The 26,450-nt window shown below is 72.0% G+C and carries 20 protein-coding genes; 7 read left to right on the forward strand and 13 right to left on the reverse strand.

The genetic code is table 11. From position 1 onward, the window contains the following. The 5 genes from EDM22_RS19520 to aceB form a co-directional block, all read right to left on the reverse strand. Nucleotides 1-307, reverse strand: a 307-nt coding sequence (locus EDM22_RS19520; RefSeq protein ID WP_212591916.1) for a hypothetical protein, incomplete at its 3' end; no start/stop codon positions are given. Between the two features lie 226 nt (nucleotides 308-533). Further along, nucleotides 534-1,811: a saccharopine dehydrogenase family protein gene (locus EDM22_RS08530; RefSeq protein WP_122936642.1), complete on the reverse strand. Its 1,278-nt coding sequence runs from the start codon at nucleotides 1,809-1,811 to the stop codon at nucleotides 534-536. Between the two features lie 44 nt (nucleotides 1,812-1,855). Beyond that, nucleotides 1,856-2,776: a bifunctional allantoicase/(S)-ureidoglycine aminohydrolase gene (locus EDM22_RS08535; RefSeq protein ID WP_122936643.1), complete on the reverse strand. Its 921-nt coding sequence runs from the start codon at nucleotides 2,774-2,776 to the stop codon at nucleotides 1,856-1,858. Between the two features lie 40 nt (nucleotides 2,777-2,816). Further along, nucleotides 2,817-4,079, reverse strand: coding sequence for a DUF6986 family protein (locus EDM22_RS08540; protein ID WP_122936644.1), 1,263 nt, complete (start codon nucleotides 4,077-4,079; stop codon nucleotides 2,817-2,819). A 2-nt stretch (nucleotides 4,080-4,081) separates the two neighbouring features. After that, nucleotides 4,082-5,680 (reverse strand): malate synthase A, encoded by a 1,599-nt coding sequence (gene aceB / locus EDM22_RS08545; protein WP_122936645.1) that lies wholly within the window; start codon nucleotides 5,678-5,680, stop codon nucleotides 4,082-4,084. 140 nt (nucleotides 5,681-5,820) lie between these two features. Here aceB and EDM22_RS08550 point away from each other — a divergent pair, with 140 nt between their 5' ends. Genes EDM22_RS08550 through xdhC form a run of 3 tightly spaced genes read left to right on the forward strand, consistent with a single transcriptional unit; the run spans nucleotide 5,821 to nucleotide 10,588 of the window. Then, nucleotides 5,821-7,284 carry a xanthine dehydrogenase small subunit gene (locus EDM22_RS08550; protein WP_122936646.1) on the forward strand — a complete coding sequence of 488 codons (1,464 nt, stop codon included), beginning with the start codon at nucleotides 5,821-5,823 and terminating at the stop codon, nucleotides 7,282-7,284. Continuing rightward, on the forward strand, nucleotides 7,281-9,719 hold the full coding sequence (xdhB, locus tag EDM22_RS08555; protein WP_122936647.1) for a xanthine dehydrogenase molybdopterin binding subunit: 2,439 nt from the start codon (nucleotides 7,281-7,283) through the stop codon (nucleotides 9,717-9,719). Before EDM22_RS08550 ends, xdhB begins: the two co-directional genes overlap by 4 nt. Before the next feature lie 14 nt (nucleotides 9,720-9,733). Beyond that, complete coding sequence (gene xdhC, locus EDM22_RS08560) at nucleotides 9,734-10,588, forward strand: xanthine dehydrogenase accessory protein XdhC (protein ID WP_122936648.1); 855 nt, start codon at nucleotides 9,734-9,736, stop codon at nucleotides 10,586-10,588. Nucleotides 10,589-10,663: 75 nt separating this feature from the next. On the opposite strand, the gene arfA is transcribed toward xdhC, so the two are convergent. From arfA to EDM22_RS08600, 8 genes are all read right to left on the reverse strand, one after another. Continuing rightward, the gene (arfA, locus tag EDM22_RS08565; protein WP_122936649.1) at nucleotides 10,664-12,175 is read right to left on the reverse strand and encodes an arabinosylfuranosidase ArfA; all 1,512 of its coding nucleotides are present in this window, start codon (nucleotides 12,173-12,175) and stop codon (nucleotides 10,664-10,666) included. A gap of 92 nt (nucleotides 12,176-12,267) precedes the next feature. Next, nucleotides 12,268-13,230 (reverse strand): carbohydrate ABC transporter permease, encoded by a 963-nt coding sequence (locus EDM22_RS08570; RefSeq protein ID WP_122936650.1) that lies wholly within the window; start codon nucleotides 13,228-13,230, stop codon nucleotides 12,268-12,270. Further along, nucleotides 13,230-14,192 carry a carbohydrate ABC transporter permease gene (locus tag EDM22_RS08575; RefSeq protein WP_122936651.1) on the reverse strand — a complete coding sequence of 321 codons (963 nt, stop codon included), beginning with the start codon at nucleotides 14,190-14,192 and terminating at the stop codon, nucleotides 13,230-13,232. The genes EDM22_RS08570 and EDM22_RS08575 overlap by 1 nt, the downstream gene beginning before the upstream one ends. A 76-nt stretch (nucleotides 14,193-14,268) precedes the next feature. After that, nucleotides 14,269-15,597, reverse strand: coding sequence for an ABC transporter substrate-binding protein (locus EDM22_RS08580; protein ID WP_122936652.1), 1,329 nt, complete (start codon nucleotides 15,595-15,597; stop codon nucleotides 14,269-14,271). Between the two features lie 261 nt (nucleotides 15,598-15,858). Further along, nucleotides 15,859-16,902 (reverse strand): LacI family DNA-binding transcriptional regulator, encoded by a 1,044-nt coding sequence (locus tag EDM22_RS08585; protein WP_122936653.1) that lies wholly within the window; start codon nucleotides 16,900-16,902, stop codon nucleotides 15,859-15,861. A 77-nt stretch (nucleotides 16,903-16,979) separates the two neighbouring features. Continuing rightward, nucleotides 16,980-17,870 (reverse strand): phosphatase PAP2 family protein, encoded by an 891-nt coding sequence (locus EDM22_RS08590; RefSeq protein ID WP_122936654.1) that lies wholly within the window; start codon nucleotides 17,868-17,870, stop codon nucleotides 16,980-16,982. 101 nt (nucleotides 17,871-17,971) lie between these two features. Next, complete coding sequence (locus EDM22_RS08595) at nucleotides 17,972-19,243, reverse strand: multidrug effflux MFS transporter (RefSeq protein WP_245989282.1); 1,272 nt, start codon at nucleotides 19,241-19,243, stop codon at nucleotides 17,972-17,974. Nucleotides 19,244-19,484: 241 nt separating this feature from the next. Then, nucleotides 19,485-20,660: an ROK family transcriptional regulator gene (locus EDM22_RS08600; protein WP_122936655.1), complete on the reverse strand. Its 1,176-nt coding sequence runs from the start codon at nucleotides 20,658-20,660 to the stop codon at nucleotides 19,485-19,487. 144 nt (nucleotides 20,661-20,804) lie between these two features. Between EDM22_RS08600 and EDM22_RS08605 the strand changes: the two genes are divergently transcribed. The 4 genes from EDM22_RS08605 to EDM22_RS08620 are packed head-to-tail and all read left to right on the forward strand — an operon-like array spanning nucleotide 20,805 to nucleotide 26,441. After that, a complete protein-coding gene (locus EDM22_RS08605; RefSeq protein WP_122936656.1) occupies nucleotides 20,805-22,100 on the forward strand; it encodes an ABC transporter substrate-binding protein in 1,296 nt (431 codons plus the stop codon). Between the two features lie 14 nt (nucleotides 22,101-22,114). Beyond that, nucleotides 22,115-23,155 (forward strand): carbohydrate ABC transporter permease, encoded by a 1,041-nt coding sequence (locus tag EDM22_RS08610; protein ID WP_122936657.1) that lies wholly within the window; start codon nucleotides 22,115-22,117, stop codon nucleotides 23,153-23,155. Continuing rightward, nucleotides 23,152-24,021, forward strand: coding sequence for a carbohydrate ABC transporter permease (locus EDM22_RS08615; RefSeq protein WP_122936658.1), 870 nt, complete (start codon nucleotides 23,152-23,154; stop codon nucleotides 24,019-24,021). The genes EDM22_RS08610 and EDM22_RS08615 overlap by 4 nt, the downstream gene beginning before the upstream one ends. A gap of 8 nt (nucleotides 24,022-24,029) precedes the next feature. Continuing rightward, on the forward strand, nucleotides 24,030-26,441 hold the full coding sequence (locus EDM22_RS08620; protein WP_122936659.1) for a beta-xylosidase/alpha-l-arabinosidase: 2,412 nt from the start codon (nucleotides 24,030-24,032) through the stop codon (nucleotides 26,439-26,441). The last annotated feature ends 9 nt before the right edge of the window (nucleotides 26,442-26,450 follow it).

The following is a 26,450-nucleotide window of genomic DNA, read 5'->3' on the forward strand; positions in this document are numbered from 1 at the left end:
CCGCCCGCCCCGCACCATCCATGCGCCCCGCGGCGTCCGCCCGGCCCGCGGCATCCGCCCGGCCCGCGGCGTCCGCCCGGCCCGCGGCACCCGGCGCCTCGACCGCGAGCAGCACCGTGTTGCCCGCGTGGTCGATCGCGCGCAGCGAGGCGATGTCGACCGTGCGGCCCTCGCCCCATGTGGCGTCGAAGCGGGCGAGCACGCCGGGGAGTTCCTCGGGCCGCGCAGCGCGGGTTACGATGCCCGAGCGCGCGTCGGCGGCATCTGCCAGCGCGTGCGCCTCGGCGATGGCTGCGGCATCCGTCATGGATCGGACCCTACCGCGCTCGACCGCGCGCAGTCCCTCGGCCACCCGCTCACGCGGGAGTGAGGTTTCTGCGCCGGAGGTCGTTCGCCGGCGTGCCTCGGACGCACAAACGGCACTCCGGCGGACCCGGCGGCCCGCCCAGGCGGCCTGCCGCCCGGGGGCGGCGGGAGAGCAGGGGGCGCGGGCGCGTCAGCGGCAGAGCAGGGCGCGCGAGCGCGCGAAGGGCTCAGCGGGCGAGCCGGTCCTCCATGCCCCACGCCTGGCCGTAGCCGCCGTCGGCCTCGGCGCGGGCCATGAGCTCGAGGAACGGCTCGGCGTCGAACGCCTCGGGACCGAGCACGCCGCTGCCGTGCCAGACGCCCGTCGCGAGCAGTTCGAGCGCGATCACGGGGTTGAGCGCGGTCTGCCACACGACGCACTGGGACTCGTACTCGCGCATCGTCCACTCGTTGTCGCTCACGTGGTAGAGGTACACCTCGCGCGGCGCTCCGTCGGTGCCGGTGCCCGTGACCCACAGGCCGGCGCACGTCTTGCCGGTCATCCGCGGGCCGATCGTGGCGGGGTCGGGCAGCGCCGCCGCCACGACATCGCGGGGAGCGACCTCGACCGGGCCGTTCTCGCTGCGCACGCGCACCGGCGTGGTCGAGTCGAGGCCGAGCAGGTGCAGGGTGCGCAGCACGGTGATGAACTCCTCGCCAAGCCCGTACTTGAAGGTGACGCGCTTCGCGTCGACCCAGCGCGGCATGAGGAGCACCTCCTCGTGCTCGACGTTGACGCACTCGACGGGGCCGATGCCCTCGGGGAAGTCGAAGACCTCGGGCTCGGAGAACGGCGGGGTCGTGTACCAGCCCGCGTCCTTCTCCCAGATCACGGGCGGATTCAGGCACTCCTCGATCGTCGTCCAGATCGAGAACGACGGGGCGAAGATCTCGTTCCCGGCCTCGTCGCGCACGACGAGGTTCGCGCCGTCGCGCGTGCCGAGCTCGTCGATCTCGCTGAAGAGGTGGTCGGCCGCGTAGCGCGCGAACACGTCGCTGAGGCCCGGTTCCACACCCATGCCCACGAGCGCCAGGCGTCCTGCCTGCTCCCAGTCGGCGGCCTGCGCGAACTGGTCGTCGCCGAGCTTCACGCCGGTCTCGGCGTAGGGGTCGGTGGGATGCGGCTCCGACAGGCTCATCGCCATGTCGAGGTAGTCGGCGCCCGCGGCGAGCGCTCCCGCGAAGATCGACTGCACGAACTTCGGCTCGACCGCGTTCATGACGTGGGTGGCCCGGTGGGCACGGGCGACGGATGCCACGACCTCGGGGTCGCTCGCATCGATCTGCGCCGTGGCGAACTTCGCCGCCACCTCGGCGCCGTGGCGTGCAGCGATCCAGTCGACGGTGCGGCGGGCACGGGACTCGTCGTAGTCGCTCACGACGACGGCGTCGTGGAAGCTGCGGCGGGCGAGGATCTTGGCGATTGCATCTCCGACGCCACCGGCGCCGACAAGGAGGATACGCATGGCTCGACCGTAGCGGCCGGCAGCGTAATTGTCCAATTGGACAGTTAGGAGGACTTCGGCCCGCCGGGGAACCCTCCGCTCGGGACCTGGCCGCCCGTGACCTCACCGCCCGAGAACATCCCGCTGTGGAACTGCCCGCCGCCCGCGTGTTCGGTGAGCCGCACCTGCCGATTGACGTCCTTGTAGAGCAGGTAGCGGAACGGCCCCGGCCCACCCGCGTAGCAGGCCTGCGGGCAGAACGCCCGGAGCCACAGGAAGTCGCCCGCCTCGACCTCGACCCAGTCGCCGTTCAGCCGGTAGACGCCCTTGCCCTCGAGCACGAAGATCCCGTGCTCCATGACGTGCGTCTCGGCGAACGGGATGGAGCCGCCGGGCCGGAACGTCACGATGTTCACGTGCATGTCGTGCGCGAGGTCGTCGGGGTCGACGAACCGCGAGGTCGCCCACGCCCCGTTCGTGCCCGGCATCCCCTCGGGCTCGACCTCCGCGTCGCTCGTGACGAACGACGTGGCCGTGTGGCCGTCGAGCGGCTCGTAGGCCTTGCGCACCCACTGGAAGCTCGTGAGCTCGGTGCCCTCGTTCGCGATCGACCAGCGCTCGCCCGCCGCGAGGTAGGCGTAGCCGCCGGCCGCGAGCACGTGCCGCTCGCCCTCCCGCTCGAGCGTGAGGGTGAGCTCGCCGGAGGTCACGAAGACGACGCCCTCGACGCCGGGCTCCTGCTCGGGCCGGTCGGCGCCGCCGCCGGGCGCGATCTCGACGATGAGCTGCGAGAACGTCGTGGCGAACCCCGCGATCGGCCGCGCCACGATCCACGAGCGGGTCCTCGTGAACCCCGGCAGGTTGCTCGTGACGATGTCGCGCAGCACGCCCTTCGGGATGACCGTGTACGCCTCGGTCACGATCGCGCGGTCGGTGAGGAGCTCGGTCTGGGCGGGCAGCCCGCCCTGCGGGGTGAAGTAGCTCATGGTGCCTCCTGGCGGTGCGCGAGTCCGACGCGGCATCCGTTCATGCCGTCGCCCTCCTCGGGTGGGCGAGCGCGACGAGCTCGTGCCCGTCGAGCCCGGTGTCGGCGGTGACCTCGGCCGGTGCGATCGCGCCGCAGCGCACGCCGCGCAGCACGAACCCGGCGAGCGCGCGCACGGTCGCGGGCTCGTCGAGCACGGCCCCCGAGGCGCCGGCGCCGGAACGGTGGTCGCGCAGCCGAGCGGATGCCTCGGCGTACCCCTCGCGGTAGAACGCGTAGGTCGCGAGGAACCGCGTGGGCAGCTGGTTGGCGTGCAGGTCCCAGCCCTGCGGGAATCCCCGCTCGAGCGAGCGGCGCACGAGCCGTGCGTGCAGCCGCCACGCCTCCTCGGCGCGATCGCCGATCGGCAGGATGTTCGTCGATCCGTCCGAGAGCCGGATGCCCGTGCCCGCGACAGCGACCTGCATCACCTGCTTCGCGAAGTCCGCGGCCGGGTGATCCATCGACTGGTGCGCGGGCGCGATCCCGAGGGCGGCGCTGTAGTCGTAGGTGCCGTAGTGCAGGCCGCTGATGCGGCCGGGCGCGGCGAGGGGCAGTCGGGCGACGGGCGAGACCCCGTCGGCGCCGAGGATGAGCTGGGGCGTCTCGGCCTGCACCTCGAAGCGCAGGCGACCGGCGGGCAGGCCGTGCGCGCGCTCGAGGGCAGCCATCACGTACGCCATCGCCTGCACCTGCGCGACCGTCGACACCTTCGGCAGCGTGAGCGCGAGGCCGTCGGGCAGTCCGCCCCGCTCGACGAGGGTCGTGACGAACAGGTCGAGCGTCCGGATGCCGCGGGCCCGCGTCGCGGCCTCGAACGACTTGCAGCGGATGCCGATGAACGGCGGGCCGAACCCGGCGGCCACGGCCGCGATCGCCCGCTTGGCGGCGCGCACGGCATCGGCATCCTCGACGTCGTCGCCGCGGTCGCCGTAGCCGTCCTCGAAGTCGATGCGCAGGTCCTCGATGGGCTCGCGCTCCAGCTTCTCGCGCACGCGGGGCGCGACGGCCGCCGCGGTGCCCTCGTCGAGGCCGACGGATGCCGCGAGCGCCTCGAGTCCGCCGGCGGCATCGACCGCGGCGAGCGCGTCGCGCCCCCACACGGCGGGCAGTTCGGGCGTGAACCGGTCGGCCGGCACGTAGACCGTGTGCACGGGCTGGCGCGACCCGTCGTCGCCCGGGTACGCGGTCGCGAGCAGCTCGTCGGTCGCGGCGAGCCGGTCGTCGATGGCGGCCAGGTCCGCCGCGGCGAGGGACGTGGCCATGCTCACTCCAGCAGCTCGTAGGCCGGCAGGGTGAGGAAGTCGACGTACTCCTCGGCGAGGCAGAGGTCGGCGATGAGCCGGGCGGCAGGCTCGTAGTGGGCGGCGAACCGCACCGGGTCGACCTCTTCGCGCAACTCCTCGACCTCCTCGTCGAGGAGTCGCCGCACGAGCTCGGGCGTCACGGCGCGCCCGGTGTCGGCGAGCACGGCGCGGTGCTGCAGCTGCTGCCACACCTGCGACCGCGAGATCTCGGCCGTCGCGGCATCCTCCATGAGGTTGTGCAGCGCGACCGCCCCGTTGCCCGAGAGCCACACCGCCGTGTACGCCACGGCGATCGAGAGGTTGTTCCGCAGGCCCGCCTCGGTGACCTCGCCGCCCGCGGAGGCGACGTCGAGCAGCTCGGCCGCGGTGACCGCGACCTCGGGCCGCTGCCGGTCGATCTGGTTGGGCCGGTCGCCGAGCACCCCGTCGAACACCTCGCGGCAGATCGGCACGAGGTCGGGGTGCGCGACCCACGAGCCGTCGAACCCGTCGTTCGCCTCGCGGGTCTTGTCGGCGCGCACCTTCTCGAAGGCGGCGGCCGTGACCTCGGGGTCGGCGCGATTCGGCACGAACGCGGCCATGCCGCCCATCGCCGCAGCCCCGCGCCGATGGCACGTCTGCACGAGCAGCTCGGTGTAGGCGCGCATGAACGGCGCCGTCATCGACACCGACGCTCGGTCGGGCACGACGAACTCGGGCCCGGCGTCGCGGAACACCTTGATGATGCTGAACAGGTAGTCCCACCGGCCGGCGTTCAGGCCCGAGGCGTGCTCGCGAAGCTCGTAGAGGATCTCGTGCATCTCGAACGCGGCAGGGATCGTCTCGATGAGCACGGTGGCGCGGATGCTGCCGGCCGGCAGGCCGAGGTGCTCCTCGGCGAAGGCGAACACGTCGTTCCAGAGCCGCGCCTCGAGGTGGCCCTCGAGCTTCGGCAGGTAGTAGTACGGGCCGTGCCCGTTCGCGATGAGCTGCCGGGCGGTGTGGAAGCAGTGCAGCCCGAAGTCGACGAGCGATCCCGCCCCCCGCTCGCCGTCGACGAGCACGTGCTTCTCGGGCAGGTGCCAGCCGCGGGGGCGGGTGACCACCGTGGGGCGGCGGAGGTCGTCGCGGAGCGCGTACTCCCTGCCCTCGGGCGACGTGAACGCGAGCGTGCCGAGCGCGGCGTCGCGCAGGTTGCGGATGCTGCCGACGACGTTCGCCCACGTGGGACTGGAGGCGTCCTCGAGGTCGGCGAGCCACACGCGCGCCCCGGAGTTGAGCGCGTTGATCGCCATCTTCGCGGGATTCGCCGGGCCCGTGATCTCGACACGGCGGTCGGACAGGGCATCGGGCGGCGGCGGCACGTGCCAGTCGCCCTCGCGGATGTCGCGCGTCTCGGGCAGGAAGTCGAGTCGCTCCCCCGCGGCGATGCGAGCACGGCGCGCCCGTCGGGCGGCGAGCAGCTCGCGACGGCGCGGATCGAATCGGCGATGCAGTTCCTCGACGAACGCGAGCGCGTGCGGCGTGAGGATCTCCTCGCCGCCCGTGACGTCGGTGTCGCGGGCGATCTCGATGGTCATGCGCTGTCCTCCATTCCGGGGAAGCTGGGCCCAGACGCTGTGCCCATCATCGCGCACAAGCCCGCGCGGTGTAAGCCGCACGCCGGGCGCCGTGGAGATGCCGCAGGAGCCCCGGCGTAGACTCGCCGAGAGGGGTGGGCATGGATCACATCGACGTGACGGTCAACGGGCGACAGCGTCCGCTGACCGGAATCTCGGCGCACACGACGGCGCTCGACTGGCTGCGCGAGACGGGTCTCACGGGCGCGAAGGAGGGCTGCGCCGAAGGCGAGTGCGGGGCGTGCGCGGTGCTGCTCGCGACATCCGACGGCGCCGACGGCACGACGTGGACGGCCGTCAACGCGTGCCTCCTGCCGGCGGCCGCGCTCGACGGCCAGGAGGTCGTGACGAGCGAGGGACTCGGTTCGGCCGATGCGCTGCACCCCGTGCAGGAGCGCCTCGCCGAGGCGGGCGGCTCGCAGTGCGGGTACTGCACGCCGGGCTTCGCGTGCAGCATGGCCGCCGAGTTCTACCGGGCCGACCGCGTGCCCGCCGATGCCGACGGGCAGGAGCACGACCACGACCACGACCACGACCACGGTCCCAACGGCTTCGACCTGCACGCGCTGAGCGGCAACCTCTGCCGGTGCACCGGCTACCGACCGATCAGGGACGCCGCGTACGCGCTCGGCGAGCCGGAGCCCGCCGACCCGCTCGCGGCCCGCCGAGGCCGGCCCGCACCCGCGGCCCGGGCGACCCGGCTCGACGGCGACGGCGAGCGCTTCGTGCGCCCGGCCTCCCTGCACGAAGCGCTCCGGATGCTGCGCGACGAGCCCGAGGCCGTCGTGGTCGCCGGCTCGACGGACTGGGGGGTCGACCTGAACCTGCGCGGCCGCCGCGCTGCGCTCACGCTCGCGGTCGAACGGCTGCCCGAGCTCCGCAGCTTCGCCGTCGGCGACGACGCCGTCGAGATCGGCGCCGCACTCACGATCGCCGAGGTCGGGCGCCGGCTCGGCGGTCGCGTGCCGCTGCTCGCCGAGGCGTTCCCGCAGTTCGCGTCGCCGCTCATCCGCAACCGCGCCACGATCGGCGGCAACCTCGGCACGGCGTCGCCGATCGGCGACACCTCGCCCGCGCTCCTGGCGCTCGACGCCCGCGTGGTGCTCGTGTCGGCCGGCGGCGAGCGCGAGGTCGACCTCGCGGAGTACTTCACGGGCTACCGGCAGACGCTGCGCCGGCCCGACGAGCTCATCCGCGCGGTGCGCATCCCGCTGCCCCTCGCGCCGCTCGCCGCCTTCCACAAGATCGCGAAGCGACGCTTCGACGACATCTCGAGCGTCGCCGTGGCCTTCGCCCTCGACCTCGACGATGCGGGAGCGGTCACCGCGGCGCGCATCGGACTCGGGGGCGTCGCGGCGACGCCCATCCGCGCCCGCGCGACCGAGGACGCGCTCGTCGGGCGCACCTGGAGCATCGAGACCGTCCGCGACGCGGCATCCGTGCTGGGCGGCGAGGGCACGCCGATGTCGGATCACCGGGCGAGCGCGGAGTACCGCGCCGTCATGCTCGACCGGGCGCTGCTGAAGCTGTTCCGCTCGGCGCCCCGCGAGGAGGTGCCCGCATGAGCGAGCTCGCCGGCCGACCGGCCGACCCGGCGGTCGGCACCCCCGTCGCCCACGCCGACGCCCCGCTCCACGCGACGGGAGCCGCGGTCTACACCGACGACCTCGCCGCCCGCCGCAGCGACGTGCTCACCGCCTGGCCCGTGCAGTCGCAGCACGCCCACGCGCTCGTGACCCTCGACGTCGACGGCGCGCTCGCGGTGCCGGGCGTCGTGCGGGTGCTGACGGCCGACGACGTACCGGGCGTCAACGATGCGGGCGTGAAGGACGACGAACCGCTCTTCCCGAGCGAGGCGATGTTCCACGGGCACGCGCTCGCCTGGGTGCTCGCCGAGACGGCCGAGGCGGCCCGACTCGGCGCCGCAGCCGTGCAGGTCGCGTACGAGCCCCTGCCCGCGATCGTCACCGTGGCCGAGGCGATCGAGGCGGGTTCGTTCCAAGGGGTCCCCCGCACGATCCGTCGCGGCGACCCCGAGCGGGTGCTCGGCACCGCGCCGCACGTGTTCGAAGGGGTCTCCGAGGTGGGGGGCCAGGAGCACTTCTACCTCGAGACGCACGCCTCGCTCGCGCTCGTCGACTCCGAGGGGCAGGTGTTCGTCGAGTGCAGCACGCAGCATCCCTCGGAGACGCAGGAGATCGTCGCGCACGTGCTGGGGCTGCCGAGCAACCGGGTCACGGTGCAGACGCTCCGGATGGGCGGCGGGTTCGGCGGCAAGGAGATGCAGCCGCACGGCTTCGCCGCGATCGCCGCCCTCGGCGCCACGCTGACCGGGCGGCCCGTGCGCCTGCGCCTCAACCGCACGCAGGACCTCACGATGACGGGCAAGCGGCATCCGTTCCACATCGAATGGTCGGCGGGATTCGACGACGACGGGCGCATCCTCGCGCTCGCGACGACGCTCACCTCCGACGGCGGCTGGAGCCTCGACCTCTCCGAGCCGGTGATGGGCCGCGCGCTGTGCCACGTCGACAACGCGTACTGGATCCCGCACTTCGTGGCCCAGGGCCGCATCGCGAAGACGAACAAGGTGTCGCAGACCGCGTTCCGCGGGTTCGGCGGCCCGCAGGGGATGTTCGTGATCGAGGACATCCTGGGCCGCGTCGCGCCCGCACTCGGCATCGACGCCGCCACGCTGCGACGGCGCAACTTCTACGAGCCGGGGCAGACCACGCCGTACGGCCAGACCGTGCGCCACGCCGAACGGCTCCACGAGATCTGGGCCCGGGTCCGCGACGAGAGCGCCTTCGACGAGCGGCGCGCCCTGATCGCCGCGTTCAACGCCGAGCACCCCGACACGAAGCGCGCCCTCGCGATCACGCCCGTGAAGTTCGGCATCTCCTTCACCCTCACCGCCTACAACCAGGCCGGCGCGCTCGTGCACGTCTACAAGGACGGCTCGGTGCTCGTCAACCACGGCGGCACCGAGATGGGGCAGGGCCTGCACACCAAGATGCTGCAGGTCGCCGCCACCGCGCTCGGCGTTCCGCTGGAGTCGGTGCGCCTCGCGCCCACGCGCACCGACAAGGTGCCGAACACCTCGGCCACCGCGGCCTCGTCGGGCGCCGACCTCAACGGCGGCGCCGTGAAGCACGCCTGCGAGCAGATCCGCGACCGCATGGCCGCCGTCGCGGGCCGCCTCCTCGGCGTCGACGAGCGCGACGTGCGGTTCTCCCGTGGCCGCGTCTCGGGCCTCGGCGCCTCGGGTCCGTCGGTGACGTTCGCCGAGCTGGCGCAGGCCGCCTACGACCAGCGCGTGCAGCTCTGGGCGGCGGGCTTCTATCGCACCGAGGGACTGCACTGGGACGCCGACCGGATGCAGGGCGAGCCCTTCAAGTACTTCGCCTACGGTGCGGCGGCCACCGAGGTCGAGGTCGACGGGTTCACGGGGGCGAGCCGCATCCGCCGCGTCGACATCGTGCACGACGTCGGCGATTCGCTCTCACCGATCGTCGACCTCGGCCAGGTCGAGGGCGGCTTCGTGCAGGGCGCCGGATGGCTCACCCTCGAGGAGCTTCGCTGGGACGAGACCGACGGCCCGGGTCGCGGGCGCCTCCTCACGCAGTCGGCGAGCACCTACAAGCTCCCGAGCTTCTCGGAGATGCCCGAGGTGTTCAACGTGGGCTTCTACGAACGCGCCACGGAGGACGGCGTCGTGTACGGCTCGAAGGCCGTGGGCGAGCCGCCGCTCATGCTCGCCCTCAGCGTGCGCGAGGCGCTTCGCGAGGCGGTCGCGGCGTTCGGCGCGGCAGGCCACAGCGTCGAGCTCGCCTCGCCCGCGACGCCCGAGGCGGTGTTCTGGGCGATCGAGGACGCGCGCCGGGCCGCCGAGACCACGGGCACGACGGATGCCGCCGACGGCTCGCGCCGCGCGCAGCCGGCCCCCGCGGCGGCGGCGCCGATCGACGCCGCTCGCACGCTCACCCCGTTCGACCGCTGACCCGGGAGGCGCACGTGGACTGGTTGGCGGCCGCGCAGCGGCTCCGCGCCGAGCGCACGCCCTCGGTGATCGTCACGGTCGCGATGGTGCGCGGCCATGCACCGCGCAACGGCGGCGCGAAGATGGTCGTCTCCGGCGACGGCGTGTTCGGCACCGTCGGCGGCGGCAACCTCGAGGAGACGGCGATCCATCGGGCCCGGGCGATGCTCGCCGCGGGGGCGGCCGAGCCCGAGCTGCTCACCCTGAAGCTGAGCGACCGGTCGACGACTGCCGAGTACGGCGTGCAGTGCTGCGGAGGAGAGGTCACCATGCTGCTGGAACCCGTTCGCGTCATCCCCTCCGTCGCGATCTTCGGCGTCGGCCACGTGGGGCTCGAGCTCGCGCGCATCCTCGCCCGGCACGAGCTGGAGCTCGACCTCGTCGACTCGCGCGCGGCGATGCTCTCGCTGGAGCGGCTCGGCGTGCCCGGCGAATCCGGGCCCCTCGCCGACGCCGTCGCGACGATCCGGGTGCACCACGTGCCCGTGCCGGAGGCGGTCCTCGCAGAGTTGCCCGCCGGTGCGCACGTGCTCGTCATGACCCACGACCACGTCGAGGACCTCGCGATCGTCGAGACCGCATTGCGCACGCCCGGGCTCGGCTTCATCGGCCTCATCGGCTCGTCATCGAAGTGGGCGAGGTTCCGCACGCAGCTGCGCGAGGCGGGTCACGACGACGCCGCGCTCGACCGGGTGACGACGCCGATCGGCATCGCGGGCATCCGCTCGAAGGACCCCGCGGCGATCGCGGTGAGCGTGGCCGCCAGCGTGCTGCAGCAGCTCGAGACCGCCTCGGCCGGTGCCACGGGCGCAGCGGATGCCGCCGGCTGACGCCGGGCGACCCCCGCTCGCCCCCCGACCCGCCGCGACGGGTCGAGCCGCGCCTGCGGCGCTGTCGCGGCGGGATCAGCCGAGCGACAGCGCCGTCCACGACACCGGCGGCAGGGTGATCGTGAGCTCGCCGCCCTCGATGCGGACGGAGTCGTTCCGTCGCGGCGCGACCCGCTCGGGCTCGGCGAGCGTGTTCTTCGCGTACACGTCGTCGTCGGCGAGCGTGTGCGCCTCGAGCACCGACGCGTCGCCGAGCGCGGCGATGTCGACGGTGAGGGTCACTGCCTCGTCCTGGCTGCGGTTCACGAGGAAGACCGCGCTGCGGCCGGCGTCGGCGTCGTGCGTGGCGACCGCGTCGACGAGCGGCACCTCGCCGTACTCGGCCGTGCGGTAGGTGGGCGCGTCGAGCTTGAGCTCGAGCGCCTCGCCCTGTGCGAGTCGCGAGGTGATCGAGAACGGGAAGAACGTGGTCTGGCGCCACGCGGGGCCGCCCGGCTCGGTCATGATCGGCGCGATCACGTTCACGAGTTGCGCGAGCGACGCGCTCGTGACGCGGTCGGCGTGCCGGATGAGGGAGATCATGAGGTTGCCGAACACGACGGCGTCGGCGACCGAGTACACGTCCTCGAGCAGGCGCGGCGCGACGGGCCAGTTGTCGAGGCCCTCGATCCGGTCGACGTTCTGGAAGCGGGAGAGGTACCAGACGTTCCACTCGTCGAACGAGATGTTGATCGTCTTCTCGCTGCCGACGACGGCCTTCACGTGGTCTGCCGTGGCGACGACCGTCTCGATGAAGCCGTCCATGTCGACGGCCGAGGCGAGGAAGCTGCCGAGGTCGCCGTCCTTCTCCTCGTAGTACGCGTGGCACGAGATGTAGTCGACGTCGTCGTAGGTGTGCGTGAGCACGACGCGCTCCCACTCGCCGAACGTGGGCATGTGCGCGCTCGACGACCCGCACACCACCAGTTCGATCGACGGGTCGAGCTGGCGCATGGCCTTCGCGGCCTGCGAGGCGATCTTGCCGTAGTCGTCGGCGGAGCGGTGGCCGAGCTGCCACGGCCCGTCCATCTCGTTGCCGAGGCACCACATCTTCACGCCGAACGCGTCGGTGCGGCCGTTGTCGATGCGGCGCTGCGAGAGCGCGGTGCCGCCCGGGAGGTTCGCGTACTCGAGCAGGTCGAGCGCCTCGAGCGTGCCGCGCGTGCCGAGGTTCACCGCGAGCATGAGGTCGCTGCCGACCTTGTCGAGCCACGTGGCGAACTCGTGCAGGCCCACCTCGTTGGTCTCGGTGGAGTGCCAGGCGAGGTCGAGGCGGCGGGGCCGCTCGTCGCGCGGCCCGACGCTGTCCTCCCAGCGGAATCCCGAGACGAAGTTGCCGCCCGGGTAGCGGATGGTCGAGACGCCGAGCTCCTTCACGAGCTCGACGACGTCGGCGCGGAAGCCGTCGGCATCGGCCGTCGGGTGCGTCGGCTCGTAGATGCCGTCGTAGACGTGGCGGCCGAGGTGCTCGACGAAGCCGCCGAAGACGTTGCGGTCGACGCGCCCGACGGTGAAGTGCGGGTCGATGGTCAGGCGTGCGGTGGGCATGTGCTGCTTTCTGTGTGGGTGCGGTGGTTCGGCGGGGATGTCGCGGCTGCGGCATCCGCTGGCCTTGATCGGTTCGGCCGGGAATCGACGGGCTACTTGATGCTGCCGATCGAGAGACCGCCCTGCCAGTAGCGCTGCAGGAACAGGAACGACAGGATGAGCGGCAGCACGGAGACGAACGCGCCCGTGGTGATGAGGTTCCACACCTGCTCGCCGCCCGCGCCCGCGTTCGAGAGCGCGGTCCAGCGGTTGAGGCCGACGGTGACGGGCAGCAGGTCGGGGTCGGTGAGCACGGCGAGCGGGAGGAAGAAGTTGTTCCACGTGCCGACCACCGAGAGCAGCAGCACCGTGACGATCGCGGGCCGCAGCAGCGGCAGCGCCACCTGGAAGAACGTGCGGAGCTCGCCCGCGCCGTCGATGCGAGCCGCCTCGAGCATCTCGTCGGGCACCGCGTCCTGCGTGTAGACGCGCATGAGGTAGACGCCGAAGGGGCTCAGCAGGCTCGGCAGGATGACGGCCCACGGCGTGTTGATGATGCCGTACTGGCTCAGCAGCATGAACGTGGGGATGACGAGCGCCGTGAGCGGCACCATGACCGAGCCGAGGATCACCGTGAACACGGCGCCGCGACCCCGGAACCGGTACTTCGCGAAGCCGTAGCCGGCGAGGATCGCGAGGATCGTGGCGCCGATGCCGCCCGCGAACGCGTAGAGGAACGAGTTCGCGAGCCACCGCCAGTAGATGCCGCCCTGGTAGGTGACGAGCTGCACGAGGTTGTCGACGAACGCGAACTGGTCGGCGAACCAGAAGGCGGGGCTGCTGAACAGGCCGGAGGTGCTCTTCGTCGCGGCCACGGTGAGCCACCAGATGGGGATCACGAAGTAGATCGCGAGGATCACGAGGAAGACGTGCGAGCCGATGCGCCGGCCGCCGAGCCGCCGGCCGCGCTCGCGGACGCTGCGGTCCACGTGCGAGGGCACGCCCGTCGCGGTGGTCAGGGGTTCGTCGCGCACGTCGGTGTCGCGCGCGTCGGTGCGGGGGGCGAAGACGCTCATCACTTGAGTCCGCTCTGCTTGCGCGTCAGGAACAGGAACACGTACGAGCCGGCGAACACGAGGATGCCCAGCGAGAAGGCGATCGCCGACGCGTAGTTGAACTGGCTGTACGAGAAGGCCAGGGAGTAGGCGTACATGTTCGGCGTGTACGCGGCGTCGATGGCGCCCTGCGCGATGTTGCGCAGCACGACCGGTTCGGTGAAGAACTGCAGCGTGCCGATGAGCGCGAAGGTGATCACCATGACCATCGACGACGAGATCATGGGCACCTTGATGCGCATCGCGGTCTGCCAGCCGTTCGCGCCGTCGATGCGCGCCGCCTCGTAGACCGAGGGGTCGATCGAGCGCAGCGCCGCATAGATGACGACCATGTAGTAGCCCGACCACTGCCAGGTCACGATGTTGACGAGGCTGCCGAAGATCGAGCCCGACGCGAGGAAGTCGGGCGCGGGGAGCCCGACGAGGTCGAAGAGCGTGGCGCTCGGGCCGAAGCCCGGGCTGTAGAGGAAGCTCCACATCAGCGCGCCGATCACGACCGGGATGGCGTACGGGGCGAAGATCAGCAGCCGCGAGGCCTTCGCGAGGCGCGTGGCGAGGGTGTCGAGCACGAGGGCCGCCGCGAGCGCGACGATGAGCTGCGCGGGGATCATCACGACGGCGAAGGCGGCCACGCGCAGGAGGCCCTCGAGGAAGAGCGGGTCGGTGAACGCCTTGGCGTAGTTGTCGACGCCGGTGAACCGGGTGCCCGTGGCGAGCGTCGACGTGAACAGGCTCATGCCGAAGGCGTAGCAGAGCGGGAAGATGAGGAAGAGCGCGAAGACGACGAGGAACGGCGTCACGAACAGCCATCCCCAGCGCTGGCGCCGGGCCTCGAGCCGCGAGCCGCCCTGCCGCCGGCCTCCCCGAGCGGATGCCGCGGGCACCGCCGGTGCGGGCGCCGTCAGGGCCGTGTGCGTGGTCATGGGTATCGCTTTCTGGTGGAGGAGCGGTCGGATGCGGGTGCCGCGTCCCGGCACGGGGCCGGGACGCGGCATCCGCTCACTTCAGGGTGAAGCCCTGCTCGCCGGCGTACTGCTCGAGGGAGGTCTGCAGGTCGTCGAGCGCCGCGTCGGAGGTCTTCTCGCCCTGCACCATCGCGTACAGCTCCTCGGTCAGCTGGTCGTACGCGTAGTTCTGGAAGGGGCTGAACGTGAAGCCGGTGTAGCCGGCCGCCGCGTCGAGGAAGACGTCCTTGTTGATCTGCTGGCCGCCGAAGAACGGGTACTCGAGGTCGCGGAAGTAGTCGGAGTCGAGGATCGGCTTCCACAGCGGGAAGAGCGCCGCCTCCTCGATGCCGATCTTCCACGCCTCCTCGGTGCCGAAGACCTCCTTGGCCACGGTCGCGGCGGCCTCGGGGTCCTTGGCCTGGCTCGTCACCGCGAAGGTCGAGCCGCCCCAGTTGATCTGCACGGGGTTCGCGGGGTCCCACTGCGGAACCGGTGCGGCCTTCCACTCGGCGTCGGAGTCGGCGTCGGAGAGGCCGCCGAGGTAACCGGGACCCCACGCCGCGGCGACGTAGATCGCGTAGCTGCCGTCGACGAGCTTCGTGTTGTAGTCGGCGGTGAAGGCGTCATCGGTGGCGACGAGGCCGCGCTTGACGAGATCGTCCCAGTAGGCGAGCACCTTCTTCGAGCCGTCGTCGTTCACGTCGATGCCGATCGAGGTCGGGTCGGCGTTGTCGTACTCGAAGGGCACCGAGCCGGCCTGCGCGAAGAGCGCCTGGTTGTAGGCGCGGCCGTTCGTGGGGAAGTCGGCGAGGACGCCGGGTGCACCGGCATCCTTCAGCGCCTGCGCCGCGGCCTCGAACTCGTCCCACGTGGTGGGCACCGCGATGCCGTACTGGTCGAGGATGTCCTTGCGGTAGAGCATGCCCATGGGGCCGCCGTCGACCGGGATCGCGTAGACCGCGTCGCCGCTCGAGACGTCCTTCCAGGCGCCCTCGGTGTAGTCGGCCTTCACGTCGTTCGCGCCGAACTTCGTGAGGTCGACGAGTGCGTCCCGGATCGAGAAGCTCGAGAGCACCTCGGACTCGAGCATGATGACGTCGGGTGCGCCGGAGCCCGATTCGATGGCCGTCGAGAACTTGGTGTACTCGTCGTTGCCCTGGCCGGCGTTCGTCCAGCAGATCTGCACGTCGTCGTGGTTCTCGTTGAACAGGTCGACGACCTGCTCGAAGGCGGGGTACCAGGCCCAGACGCTCACCTGGGTCGCGTCGGGCTGGAGGATCTCGTTGGTGCAGGATGCCTCGGCCGGGCCGGACGAGCAGCCGGTCAGCGCGGCCGCCGCGACGGCGACGACGCCGGATGCGGCAAGGAGCTTCGACTTCATAGCTGTGTGTTTCCTCTCGCGGTGTTGGACACCGTTGTCTCTGGCGGGGGGCTCGAGCGACGCCGCGAGGGGGCTCCACGGCGAGTTCCGAGTTTGTACAACGTTGTAAAGTAAACGTTGTAGAGACATGGTTGCGCGGGTCGCGCGAGTTGTCAAGCGCGAGTCGGAATGCGTCTGCCGACGGGCCGCGCGAGCGGGCGCGCCGCGGCGCGCCGCACGGCTCGGCGGCTGCGGGTCGGGCGTTGTGAGCGTGCGGGCGACTCAGCGCGTCGGCACGGCGGCAGGGGCGAGCCGGTCGGCCGGCGCCGACTCGCGTTCCACGATGCGGAAGTCTGCGAGCAGCAGGCGCGGCGGCCCCGCGGCATCCGGATCGGCGATGCGCTCCATGAGCGTCGAGACGGCCGTGCGGGCGATCCACGCCTGGCCCGGATCCACGGTCGTGAGCGATGGGATGGAGTAGCCCGCCTCGTCGAGGTCGTCGAAGCCGACGACGGCGACGTCCTCGGGCACGCGTCGGCCCGATTCCTGCAGCACGCGCATCGCGCCGAGCGCGAGGGTGTCGTTGAGGCCGAAGACCGCGTCGAACTCGGCCCCGCGGTCGAGCAGCTCCCGCATGCAGCGGGCGCCGTTCGAGCGGTGCCACAGCGTCGTGTGGCCGATGATCGATTCGTCGTACGCCACCCCGGCGGCATCGAGCGCCTCACGGTATCCGCGCAGGCGCAGCCCGGCCGAGCCGATCACCTCGCCCTCGTGGGCGCCGATGATCGCGATGCGCCGGCGCCCGCTCGCGAGGAGGTACTCGGTGGCCGCCCGCGCCGCCTCGACGTTCCGCATCGTGACGTGGTCGGCCGGGCCGTCGAAGATGCGCTCGCCGAGCACGACGAGCGGGTACGGGACCTCGAGCCGATCGACGTCGTCCTGGCCCATCCCGAGGGGGCTGAAGATGAGCCCGTCGGTCATCTTGAGCCGGGGGCTTCGCAGCAGCTCGAGCTCGCGATCGCGATCGCCGCCGGTCTGCTCCACGAGCACGACGACGCCGGCCTCCTCGGCCGCCTCGATCACGGCCGCCGCGAGCTCCGCGAAGTAGCTCAGCCCGAGCTCGGGCACCGCGAGCGCGATCGCGCCCGTGCGTCCCGACCGCAGGCTGCGCGCCGTGAGGTTCGGGGTGTAGCCGAGCTCGGCGATCGCCTGCTCGACACGCGCCCGGGTGGCGGGGCGGATGTGCGGGTACTCGTGGATGACGTTCGACACGGTCTTGATGGAGACGCCCGCGAGCCTCGCCACGTCGTGCAGCGTCGCAGCCATGGGCCCTCCTCGATCGGTTGGCGCCGAGTCTACAACGTTGTACTCCTCGCGCCGGCCCCCGACGCGGTCCCGGCGCGTCACGCCGTGGGGACGCTCCCCCGCGGCACCGCCGGCGGCGTCACGTGGGCCTGCGCACGCGCGGCGTTCTCCTCCGAGATGCGCGTCGCCCTCGCGAGCCGCTCGCGCTCGAGCTTCTGTGCGAAGACCGTCCAGACGAGCAGGGCGACACCCACGCCGATCAGGGCGCCGGCGATCGTGTCGGTGATCCAGTGCGCTCCGAGGTAGGTGCGGCTCACGGCCATGAGCAGCGTGTAGACCGCGCCGAGGACCCAGACCCACAGCCTCGGCACGATGATGCCGAGCGCGACCGCGATGGTGGCCGCGTTCGCGACATGGCCCGAGGGGAACGACCCGAAGTCCGCGGTGACCAGGATGTCCAGCGGCCGGGCCCGCCCGAAGAGGTTCTTGAGCAGTTGCACCAGGCCGGCGCTCGCGATCGAGGCCACGACGAAGTAGAACGCCGCCCACGGTCGTCGGATCGCGAACAGGATGATCGTGATCGTGACCGGCACGACGAACACGCCGAGGATGCCGCCGCCCAGGGCGTCCATGCCGAATGCGAAGAAGTCGCCGATCGGGCCCCGCAGCGAGAAGACGTCCTCGGCCCACTCTTCGTCGAGCTCGAACGGGAGGCCGTTCGAGCGCAGGGCGATCACGAGTCCGAGGACCGCCGCGATGACGACGGCCGTTGCGCCCGCGACGAACGGGACGTACCTGCCGACGTGCTCGACGCGGGCCTCGCGCTCGACGGGATCCGCGATCTCGACCGGGGCGCCGGTAATGTCACCGCGCGGCGCCTCGGCCGCGTGGTCGGGCGCGGTCGCGGTGCGTGCGGCCCCGGACTCGCCGGCGCGGCCGGTCTCGACGTCGGCGGTGACCTGCTCGGGTTCGGGTTCCGATGCGCTCATGCGTCCACGCTAATCGCCGAACCCTGAGAGCGGGCGAGCGGATGCCGCGAGGCGGCGCCTTCGCGCAGGCGCGCCGCCGCGGCATCCGCTCGACCGACGCGCTAGTCGCTGAGCGCCGGCACGCTCCTCGGACGCACGAGCGTCCACAGCGCGATGATCGCGACGATCGCGGCGAGCACCATCATGAACGCCATCGGCGTCGCACTGCCGACGCCCATCAGGCCGATGAGCGGCGAGAGCGCGCCCGCGAGGCCGAAGTTGAGGGCGCCCAGCAGCGATGCCGCCGTGCCGGCCTCCGCGCCGTGCGGCGCGAGCGCGAGCACCTGCACCGCGGGGAACGTGAAGCCGCACGCCGCGATGTAGATCCACAGCGGGATCGCCGTGCCCCAGAAGCCCGCGCCCGAGCTGTCGAGCACGATGATCGCGATCGCCATGGCGAGGTGCACGACGGTCGTGATCGCGATGATCCACTGCGGCGGCACCGGTCCGCGCATGAGCCGGGAGCTCGCCTGCACGCCGATGATGATGCCGATCGAGTTGACCGCGAAGAGAAGGCCGTACTGCTGCGGCGTGAACTCGTACAGCTGCTGGAACAGGAACGACGAGGTCGAGAGGTAGGCGAACAGTCCTGTGAACGTCATGCCGCCGATGAGCGCGGTGCCGACGTAGACCCGGTCGCGGAAGAGGGCGCGGTAGCGGTCGCGCATCGACGAGTGCCCCGCCACGTGGCGCCGCGACTCCGGCAGCGTCTCGACGATGAGGAAGGCGACCGCGAGCACGACCACGAGGCCGTACACGGCGAGCACGACGAAGACCCCGCGCCAGTCCATGACCTGCAGGAGCTGCGAGCCGATCACGGGGGCGAGCACGGGCGCGAGGCCGTTGACGAGCGCGAGGCGCGAGAGCATGCGCACGAGCGGCTTGCCGCCGAAGAGGTCGCGCACCATCGCCATCGCGACGACGCCGCCCGCCGCGGCGCCGAAGCCCTGCAGGAGCCGGAACGCCACGAGCCAGGCGATGTCGGGGGCGAAGGCCGCGCCGACGGATGCCGCGATGTGCAGCACCGTCGAGAGGATGAGCGGCATCCGGCGGCCCACCTTGTCGCTCCAGGGGCCGACGACGAGCTGGCCCAGGCCGAAGCCGAGCATGGTTCCCGTGAGGGTGATCTGGATGGCGGTGGCGCTCACGCCGAACTCCGCCTCGAGGACCGGGAAGGCGGGGAGGTAGAGGTCCACCGTGAACGGGCCGAGGGCGGTGAGCGCTCCGAGCACGAGCACGTAGACGAGCCGCTGGCGGCGGCTCAGCAGGTCGCCGGGGTGTGCGGGCTCGTGGATGTCGTAGGGGCGGACGATGGGGATGGAGGCAGTGGACAAAGGCGTTCCCGTGGCGTGCTCGAGTGCGGTTCGGTGGGGTGCAGTTGTCGGCGCACGCCCTCGGGCGCCGGGCAAAAGGAAACGGCGCCCAGTGGGCGCCGCCGGGGAGCGATCTCGGCCCGCGATGGCCTCGAATCGATTCGACTGCGTCCAGTCTAGCGCGTGACCCCACCCGGAAATCAAGTCCGAACGACGTTCGGGTTTCGAATGGGGCGGGTCGGCCGGCCGGCAGGCTCGTCGGTCAGGCGGCCTCCGCGCCGAGCGGATCCGCGAGCAGCGGCGCGAACGCCGCCTCGGCCGCGCCGATGAGGAGGCGGTCCTCGCCGAGCGCCGCGACCCGGATCTCCAGGTCCTCGGTGGCCGCCGCGACCGCCTGCGACCGCACGATTGCCTCGAGGTCGGCCGGGTCGCTCTCGGCGACCGTCGCGAGGAACCCGCCGAGCACGACGAGCGACGGGTTCAGCACGTTCACGGCGTTCACGAGCGCCGTGCCGAGGATGCGACGCTGACGCGCGAGCTCCTCGGCGACCTCGGCCGACGGCGCGTCCGCGAGGGCCGCGGCGAGCGCCGGCTCGTCGCCACTGGCGAGCCCCGCGACCGCGAGGAGCCGAGCGCGGCTCACCTCGTCCTCGAGCACGCCGCCCTCGGCACGGCGATCGCCGCTCGCGCCGATGCCCGGGCGGTTCTGGCCGAACTCCCCCGCGTAGCCGGCCGTGCCGCCCACCAGGAGGCCGTGCACGACGAGCCCACCGCCGATGCCGCTCGCGCCGCCGTTGAGGTAGACGAGGTCGTCGACGCCCCGGCCCGCGCCGAAGAGGTGCTCGGCATGCGCGCCGAGGCTCGCGTCGTTGCCGACGGCCGCCTGCAGGCCGGTCGCCTCCTCGACGAGCGCGCGCAACGGCACCTCCGACCATTCGAGGTGGGGAGCCCAGCGCACGAGCCCGTCGGAGGCACGCACGAGGCCGGGCACCGCGAGCCCCACGCCGATGAACCGCGCGTCGGACAGCGACCCCGCCGCCCAGCGGTCGAGCGTCTCGGCGACGAGTCGCGCGACCTCCTCCGGGCTCGGCAGGTGGTCGACCTCGATGCGCTCGCGCACCGGGATGCGCCCGTCGATGCCGACCGCGGCGATCTCGACGGCGTCGACCTCGGGGTTCACGGCGACAGCGAGCACGCGCGGGTCGGCCGCCACGACGGGCGACGGCCGCCCGACGCGCTTGGTGGGGTCGGGCGCCTGCTCGAGGACGAGCCCGAGCTCGACGAGCTCGCCCACGAGGGTCGCGACGGTCGAGCGGTTGAGTCCCGTGAGCGCGGTGAGGCGCGCGCGGGAGAGCGGTCCTTCGAGGTGCACGAGGCGCAGCACTTTCGAGAGGTTTCGACGATGCACGCCGTCGAAGGTCCCGCCGAGGTCAGTCACGCGTCCACCTTAGGGGCGTGGCAGCGGCTGTGTCGCGGCGACGCGCCGAATATGTTGCGCTTGACGGCATATCGGATGCCACGTATATTCGACACGTCCAGATCACTTTCGACGTTGGAGTCGAAACTTTCGAGAGGTTCAACGATGAACAGACGCAGCATCACGCGGCTCGTCACGCTGGGTGCGGTGGCCGCACTGGCCGTCGGCACCGTCACCGGGTGCAGTGCCGGAGGCGGTGGCTCGGAGGACGGCTCCGTCGAGCTGAGCTTCTGGCACAACTCCACGACCGGCGCCGGCAAGGCCTACTGGGAGCAGACCGCGAAGGACTTCGAGGCCGAGCACCCCGGCGTCGACATCAAGATCCAGGCCATCCAGAACGAGGACATGGACGGCAAGCTCCAGACCGCCCTGAACTCGGGCGACGCGCCCGACATCTTCATGGCCCGCGGCGGTGGCAAGCTCGCGGCCGTCGTCGAGGCCGGACAGGTGCAGGACCTCACCGATGCGCTGTCGGACGAGACGAAGTCCGCCCTCGGTGAGGCATCGCTCGCCGCGCTTTCCGTCGACGGCAAGGTCTACGGCGTGCCCTCCTCCGTGCTGCCCGGCGGCATCTACTACAGCAAGGACCTGTTCGCCCAGGCCGGCATCACCGAGACGCCCACGACGTTCGACGAACTGGGCGAGGATGTGGACAAGCTCAAGGCCGCGGGCATCGCCCCGATCGCCCTCGGCGCCAAGGATGCCTGGCCCGCAGCGCACTGGTACTACTTCTTCGTCCTCCGCGAGTGCTCGCAGGACGTCGTGGCCGGCCTCGCGACCGACCCGAGCTTCGCCGACGAGTGCTTCCTGCGCGCCGGCGAGGACCTCGCGGACTTCGCCGCGACCGAGCCCTACAACGAGGGCTTCCTCACCACCTCGGCCCAGCAGGGCGCCGGTTCCTCCGCGGGCCTGGTCGCCAACCACAAGGCGGCCATGGAGCTCATGGGCGCGTGGGACCCGGGCGTGATCGCCTCGCTCACCCCCGACGAGAAGCCGCTCGCCGACCTCGGCTGGTTCCCCTTCCCCGCCGTCGACGGCGGTGACGGCGGTGACGGCGCGATGATGGGCGGCGTCGACGGCTACAGCTGCTACGTCGACGCGCCGAAGGAGTGCGCCGAGTTCCTCGAGTTCGCCTCGCAGAAGGCGCAGCAGGAGGCCTACGCCGACGCGTTCGTCACCCTCCCCGCCAACCAGGAGTCCCAGGGCGTCGTGACCGACCCCGCCCTGCAGGAGGTCCTCGCCTCGTACAACGACGCACCGTACGTCTCGGTCTGGCTCGACACGCTGCTCGGCCAGAACGTCGGCAACGCCCTGAACGTCGGGGTCGTCGACCTGCTCGCCGGCAAGGGCGACGCCCAGGGCATCGTCGACGCGGTCGACGACGCCATCAAGAAGGGCTGAGAGGCCCTCGCACCATGAGCGTTCGCACCAGCTCCCCCGCTGCACTGAGGCGAGCCCCGGCGGACGACGTACGGGCCGGGGACGACGTGTCGTCCCCGGCCCCGCGTCGGGCCGGCGACGCCGCGGCCTCGACCCCGCGTCCCGTCCGGCGCGACTGGCGGAAGATCGTCGAGATCGCCGTGCTCGTCGGCCCGGCCCTCGTCGTCTTCCTCGGCTTCGTCATCTTCCCGGTCGTCATGGCCGGGTACTACGGGTTCTTCCGCTGGAAGGGCTACGGCCCGCCCACCGACTTCATCGGCCTCCAGAACTACGCCACGATCTTCCAGGACCCGACCTTCCACGAGGCGCTGTGGCACAACCTCGTCATCGTCGTGATGTCGCTCGTGCTGCAGGGGCCGCTCGCACTGCTGCTGGCGCTGCTGCTGAACCGGCCGATGCGCGGGCAGTCGGCGATCCGGGTGCTCATCTTCGTGCCCTACGTCATCGCCGAGGTCGTCGTCGGCACCGGGTGGAGCCTCATGCTCCAGACGGACGGCGCGCTCAACGGACTGCTCGAGAAGATCGGCCTCGGCGCCCTCGCCCAGGACTGGCTCTCGAACCCCGATCTCGCGATCTGGACCCTGCTCGGCATCATCACCTGGAAGTACGTCGGCTTCGCCGTCATCCTCTTCCTCGCCGGCCTCCAGGGCATCCCGCAGGAGCTCACCGAGGCCGCCCAGATCGACGGCGCCTCCTACTGGCAGATCCAGCGCCGGATCACCCTGCCGCTGCTCGGCCCGACCCTGCGCATCTGGGCCTTCCTGTCGATCATCGGATCGCTGCAGCTCTTCGACCTCGTCTACATCATCTGGGGCCAGTACATCTCCTCGACCGCCGGCACCTCGACCATGGCGACGTACATGGTCGCCAACGGACGCAATGCCGGCAACTACGGCTACGGCAACGCCGTGGCGGTCGTGCTGTTCCTCATCTCACTCGTCGTCGCCCTCGTCTACCAGCGCTTCGTGCTGCGCCGGGACACGGCGGGCGCCCTCACCGAACGGAGCGAGCGATGACCGCCTCGACCATCGCGATCCCCCGGGCCAGACGGCCGCGCAACGGTGCGCTCCCGTGGGGCAGCCCCGCCATCTACTTCGGCGCGCTCGTCGTCGTCGCGCTCATGCTGGCGCCGATCCTGTACATCATCGTCGGCGGCTTCCGCACCAACGCGCAGATCACCGCCGACCCGTCGGGGATGCCCTCGCCCTGGGTGGGGAAGAACTACGCCGACGTGCTCGGCAGCACGACGTTCTGGGGCGAGGTGGCGAACTCCACGGTGGCCGCCGTCGTCACCACGATCGGGGTCGTCGCGCTCGGCCTCATGGCCAGCTACGTGCTCGCGCGCTACCAGTTCCCGGCGCGCGGGCTGCTCTACGCGGTGTTCGCCGCGGGCCTCATGTTCCCCATGACGGTGGCCATCACGCCGCTCTACATCGTGGTGCGCAACCTCGGCCTCATGAACTCCCTGACCGGCATCATCCTGCCCCAGATCGCCTTCGCGCTGCCGACGACGATCATCATCCTGGTGCCGTTCCTGCGGGCCATCCCCGACGAGATCGAGGAGGCCGCCGCGATCGACGGATGCTCGCGCCTCGCCTTCTTCTGGCGCATGGTGGTGCCGCTGGCGCTGCCCGGCGTGATCACCGTGGGCATCCTCGCGTTCATCGCGAGCTGGAACAGCTACATCCTGCCGCTGTTCATCCTGAACGACGAGGCCGCCTTCACCCTGCCCCTCGGCGTGCAGGCCTTCGCCTCGCAGTACTCGGTCGACACCGCCAAGGTGCTCGCCTTCACCTCGCTGTCGATGATTCCCGCCCTCATCTTCTTCAGCATCTTCGAGCGCCGCATCGTCGGCGGCCTCACCGGGGCGGTGAAGGGATGAGCGAGCCGATGACCACGATCCACCCCGAGGTGACGGATGCCGCGCCGCCGGCGCCATGGCACGACGCATCCGTGCCCGTGGCCGACCGAGTCGAGTCGCTCGTCGCCGCGATGACCCTCGACGAGAAGCTCGCGCAGCTCTACGGCGTGTGGGTCGGCGCGTCCGACGACGGGGGCGGCGACGTCGCCCCGCACCAGCACGACCTCAACGACGTCGTCGACCTCGACGCGCTGCTCCCCTCGGGGCTCGGGCAGCTCACGCGCCCCTTCGGCACCGCGCCCATCGACGCCGCCGTCGGCGCGGTCTCGCTCGCCCGCACGCAGCAGCGCATCGTCGCCGCGAACCGCTTCGGCATCCCCGCCCTCGCGCACGAGGAGTGCCTCGCGGGCTTCGCGGCCTGGGGCGCCACCGCCTACCCGGTGCCGCTGTCGTGGGGCGCGTCGTTCGACCCCGAGCTCGTCGAGCGGATGTCGCGCCGCATCGGCGACGACCTGCGCAGCGTGGGCGTGCACCAGGGCCTCGCGCCCGTGCTCGACGTCGTGCGCGACGCCCGATGGGGCCGCGTCGAGGAGACCATCGGCGAGGACCCGTACCTCGTCGCGACCGTGGGCACCGCGTACGTGCGCGGCCTCGAGTCCGCGGGCGTCGTGGCGACGCTCAAGCACTTCGTGGGCTACTCCGCCTCGCGGGCGGGGCGCAACCTCGCGCCCGTCTCGGTCGGCACGCGCGAGCTCGCCGACGTGCTCCTGCCGCCGTTCGAGATGGCCGTGCGCGAGGGGGGCGCGCGCAGCGTCATGAACGCGTACACCGACCTCGACGGCGTGCCCTCGGCGGGCGACCGGGCGCTGCTCACGGGGCTGCTGCGCGAGACGTGGGGCTTCGACGGCACCGTCGTGGCCGACTACTTCGCGGTCGCGTTCCTGAAGCTGCTGCACGGCGTGGCCGGCACGTGGGGCGAGGCCGCGGCCGAGGCGCTCGAGGCGGGAATCGACGTCGAACTGCCCACCGTCAAGGCGTTCGGCGCGCCATTGCGCCGCGCGGTCGAGTCGGGCGCCCTCGACGTGGCCGTCGTCGACACGGCCCTGCGCCGCGTGCTGCGGCAGAAGGCCGAGCTCGGCCTGCTCGACGCCGACTGGTCGCCCGTGCCCCCTGCCCTGCGCGGCGCCGACCTCGCCGACGCCGAGGCGCTCCGCGGCTCGATCGACCTCGACTCCCCCGGCAACCGCGCGCTCGCCGCGCAGCTCGCCGAGGAGGCGGTCGTGCTGGTCTCGAACGACGGCACCCTGCCGCTCGCGGCATCCGCAGCCCGCACCATCGCGGTCATCGGGCCCAACGCCGACGACCCGTACGCGATGCTCGGGTGCTACTCGTTCCCGGCGCACGTCGTGGTGCAGCACCCCGGCGTCGCGACGGGCATCGAGATCCCGAGCCTGCTGGACGCGCTCCGTGCCGAGTTCCCGGGCAGCGACCTCCGCTTCGCACGGGGCACGAGCGTCGACGGCGGCGAGACCGAGGGCATCGCGGATGCGGCGGCGCTCGCGGCATCCGCCGACGTCGCGATCCTCGTGCTCGGCGACCGCGCGGGCCTCTTCGGCCGGGGCACGAGCGGCGAGGGCTGCGATGTGGAGTCGCTCGCCCTGCCCGGCGCCCAGCAGCAGCTCGTCGATGCCGTGCTCGCCACGGGCACCCCGACCGTGCTCACGCTGCTCGCCGGTCGCCCGTACGCGCTCGGCCGTGCGGTGACCGACGCGGCGGCGATCGTCGAGGCGTTCTTCGCGGGCGAGGAGGGCGCCCCGGCGATCGCGGGCGTGCTGAGCGGCCGCGTGAACCCGAGCGGCCGCCTGCCCGTGAGCGTGCCGGCCACGCCCGGCACCCAGCCGACGAGCTACCTCGCCGCGCCCCTGGCACGCGCCACCGAGGTCTCGAACATCGACCCGACGGCGGCGTTCCCGTTCGGCCACGGGCTCTCCTACACCCCGTTCGAGTGGGAGTCGTTCGCGGGCGACGACGAGGAGATCGGCGTCGACGGCGAGGCCACGGTACGGCTGCGGCTGCGCAACGCCGGCGACCGCGCGGGCACCGAGGTCGTGCAGCTCTACCTGCACGACCCGGTGGCGTCGGTCGTGCGCCCGGTGCAGCGGCTCATCGGCTTCGCGCGGGTCGACCTCGCTGCCGGCGAGCGCGCCGAGGTGCGCTTCACGGTGCCCGCCGACCTCGCGTCGTTCACGTCGCGGTCGGGCGAGCGCATCGTGGAGCCCGGCGAGCTCGTGCTGGGCGCCGGGCGCTCGAGCGCCGACCTGCCGTTCGCGCACACGGTGCGGCTCACCGGTGCGCCGCGCGCGGTCGACCAGACCCGGCGGCTGCATCCGGTGGTCGAGGTCGTGGCCGTGGCATCCGCCGCCGCCCGCCTCGAGGCCTGAGGGGCGCCC

Source organism: Agromyces tardus (assembly GCF_003710805.1).
In the GTDB taxonomy this organism is placed as follows: domain Bacteria; phylum Actinomycetota; class Actinomycetes; order Actinomycetales; family Microbacteriaceae; genus Agromyces; species Agromyces tardus.

Excerpts from the sequence above, each read along its gene's own strand:
- arfA (WP_122936649.1), bottom strand. The coding sequence starts at position 12,175 with ATGCCCACCGCACGCCTGACCATCGACCCGCACTTCACCGTCGGGCGC.
- EDM22_RS08575 (WP_122936651.1), bottom strand. The coding sequence starts at position 14,192 with ATGACCACGCACACGGCCCTGACGGCGCCCGCACCGGCGGTGCCCGCG.
- xdhB (WP_122936647.1), top strand. The coding sequence starts at position 7,281 with ATGAGCGAGCTCGCCGGCCGACCGGCCGACCCGGCGGTCGGCACCCCC.
- EDM22_RS08615 (WP_122936658.1), top strand. The coding sequence starts at position 23,152 with ATGACCGCCTCGACCATCGCGATCCCCCGGGCCAGACGGCCGCGCAAC.
- EDM22_RS08530 (WP_122936642.1), bottom strand. The coding sequence starts at position 1,811 with ATGCGTATCCTCCTTGTCGGCGCCGGTGGCGTCGGAGATGCAATCGCC.
- EDM22_RS08590 (WP_122936654.1), bottom strand. The coding sequence starts at position 17,870 with ATGAGCGCATCGGAACCCGAACCCGAGCAGGTCACCGCCGACGTCGAG.
- EDM22_RS08550 (WP_122936646.1), top strand. The coding sequence starts at position 5,821 with ATGGATCACATCGACGTGACGGTCAACGGGCGACAGCGTCCGCTGACC.
- EDM22_RS08535 (WP_122936643.1), bottom strand. The coding sequence starts at position 2,776 with ATGAGCTACTTCACCCCGCAGGGCGGGCTGCCCGCCCAGACCGAGCTC.
- EDM22_RS08620 (WP_122936659.1), top strand. The coding sequence starts at position 24,030 with ATGACCACGATCCACCCCGAGGTGACGGATGCCGCGCCGCCGGCGCCA.
- EDM22_RS08540 (WP_122936644.1), bottom strand. The coding sequence starts at position 4,079 with ATGGCCACGTCCCTCGCCGCGGCGGACCTGGCCGCCATCGACGACCGG.
- EDM22_RS08570 (WP_122936650.1), bottom strand. The coding sequence starts at position 13,230 with ATGAGCGTCTTCGCCCCCCGCACCGACGCGCGCGACACCGACGTGCGC.
- EDM22_RS08610 (WP_122936657.1), top strand. The coding sequence starts at position 22,115 with ATGAGCGTTCGCACCAGCTCCCCCGCTGCACTGAGGCGAGCCCCGGCG.
- EDM22_RS08605 (WP_122936656.1), top strand. The coding sequence starts at position 20,805 with ATGAACAGACGCAGCATCACGCGGCTCGTCACGCTGGGTGCGGTGGCC.
- aceB (WP_122936645.1), bottom strand. The coding sequence starts at position 5,680 with ATGACCATCGAGATCGCCCGCGACACCGACGTCACGGGCGGCGAGGAG.
- EDM22_RS08580 (WP_122936652.1), bottom strand. The coding sequence starts at position 15,597 with ATGAAGTCGAAGCTCCTTGCCGCATCCGGCGTCGTCGCCGTCGCGGCG.
- EDM22_RS08585 (WP_122936653.1), bottom strand. The coding sequence starts at position 16,902 with ATGGCTGCGACGCTGCACGACGTGGCGAGGCTCGCGGGCGTCTCCATC.